The organism is Aliivibrio sp. 1S175, from assembly GCF_001690985.1.
Taxonomy (GTDB): domain Bacteria; phylum Pseudomonadota; class Gammaproteobacteria; order Enterobacterales; family Vibrionaceae; genus Aliivibrio.
This window is the reverse complement of record NZ_MAJS01000028.1, coordinates 1-1,715: the sequence shown is the minus strand read 5'-3', so window position 1 is coordinate 1,715 and position 1,715 is coordinate 1. Positions and strand designations below refer to the sequence as shown.

Sequence of the window (1,715 nt, the reverse complement as noted above, 5' to 3'; positions counted from 1 at the left end):
CTTTAGTTTCAGTGATTAAGGCGTTAAAATTCAGCTAAGTCTGTATCGTAGCAAACGTGTTATGCAGGCGTTATGCATTCCCTTAACTCAGAATATAAGGATTGATTTATGAGTATTCAAAAAGTGGCAATTATTACAGGTGGCGGGCGAGGAATTGGAGCGGCAACGGCTCAACTTTTTGCGAAAGAAGGCTACGCTGTATGCATCAATTATAAATCCAATTCAGACTCAGCGAATAAGTTAGCTCAATCAATAATGGTTGAGGGTGGAAAGTGTATTACTGTTCAAGCTGATGTTTCTTGCGAAGATGATGTGATCCGAATGTTTTCTACTGTTGATCGAGAATTAGGTGCAATATCAATTCTTGTTAACAATGCAGGGATCTTAAAAAAGCAATCACGCTTAGAAAATATGAGTGCCGAACGGATCAACTCAATACTTACTAATAATGTCACAAGTTATTTTCTATGCTGTCGAGAAGCAGTAAAGCGAATGTCGACACGAAATGGTGGTTTTGGTGGCGTAATTGTTAATGTTTCTTCTGGTGCCGCTCGTTCAGGCTCACCAAACGAATATATTGATTATGCAGCATCGAAAGGAGCAATTGATACTTTAACGAAAGGTTTATCACTGGAAGTTGCATCGGAAGGTATCCGAGTTAATTGTGTTCGTCCTGGGCTGATTCATACTGATATGCATGCTGATGGTGGAGAGCCAGAGAGAATCGAAAGGTTAAAAAGTATTATTCCACTTCAAAGAGGTGGGGAACCAAGTGAGGTTGCAGAAGCCATTTATTGGTTAGCCTCAGACAAAGCATCATTTTCTACAGGGAACTACTTGGATTTAGCTGGTGGCCTGTAATGCATAACAAATGCATCAACACGATTTGCTACATTCGGCATTCTAGATTGTCTTTTGGTTTACCGTATTAAGTGGTAAATTTAGGCTTAATCTGCATAGTAGCAAACGTGTTATGCAGGCGTTAAACGTAATAATAATCAGTATGTTCTGCATTAGATCCATACAAATAATTTTTATCTTCTTGTATAAACCAATATTTTTCTGTAGATTCGCGGCTCCTTAAATTTACACTTAACGATTAAATGAAATATTTTTTACTTATTTTAGTCTTTGCTACAAATTTTTCTCACGCACATTCTGGGCGTACCAATTCAGCTGGTTGCCATAATGACAATATTAATGGTGGTTATCACTGTCATGGTGGAGGCAATAGTAGTTCAAGTAGTTATAATACTGTAAGTACTTCTTCATCTTATCAAAATACGACAACTAACCATTCTAATTCAAAGCGTGCTACCTCTAAATGGGGGGTAACAAAAGGAGGTGGACAAGTAGCGCATTTTGATGAACCTGTATGGTTTGTAAAAACTGACGGTTACTTTTATCTCTTAGTACCTTTGAATCCTAAGGCTAATAATGGTTCATTTAGCGTTCAAATTGATAATCATTACCATACTTCAGTTGTATTAGAATCTGTAAAAAAAGGATGGAGTCTCGTCGAAGTCGATGATCTAGTTCTTCATCGTATGAAAAAAGGTTATAAAATGCGCATTAGTAACTTTCGTAGTGAAATGGAATTTTCTCTAATTGGTTTTACTGCTGCTTTTAATAGAGTGAAGCATTGGGGTTGATTTAAATAGATACTTGTTTGCAATCTAGCATACTTATTACGTTTAACAAACGACTATGGTGTC

Annotated in this window: 2 protein-coding genes; both read left to right on the top strand. The window is 37.0% G+C overall.

Annotation, left to right across the window (positions count from 1 at the left end; all coding sequences use genetic code 11):
- Window positions 1-108: 108 nt before the first annotated feature.
- The gene (locus tag A6E06_RS11265) at window positions 109-861 is read left to right on the top strand and encodes an SDR family oxidoreductase (RefSeq protein ID WP_065592666.1); all 753 of its coding nucleotides are present in this window, start codon (window positions 109-111) and stop codon (window positions 859-861) included.
- Between the two features lie 242 nt (window positions 862-1,103).
- Entirely contained in the window at window positions 1,104-1,652 is a 549-nt protein-coding gene (locus A6E06_RS11260; RefSeq protein ID WP_065592667.1) for a YHYH domain-containing protein, read from the top strand.
- The last annotated feature ends 63 nt before the right edge of the window (window positions 1,653-1,715 follow it).

Excerpts from the sequence above, each read along its gene's own strand:
- A6E06_RS11265 (WP_065592666.1), top strand. The coding sequence starts at position 109 with ATGAGTATTCAAAAAGTGGCAATTATTACAGGTGGCGGGCGAGGAATT.
- A6E06_RS11260 (WP_065592667.1), top strand. The coding sequence starts at position 1,104 with ATGAAATATTTTTTACTTATTTTAGTCTTTGCTACAAATTTTTCTCAC.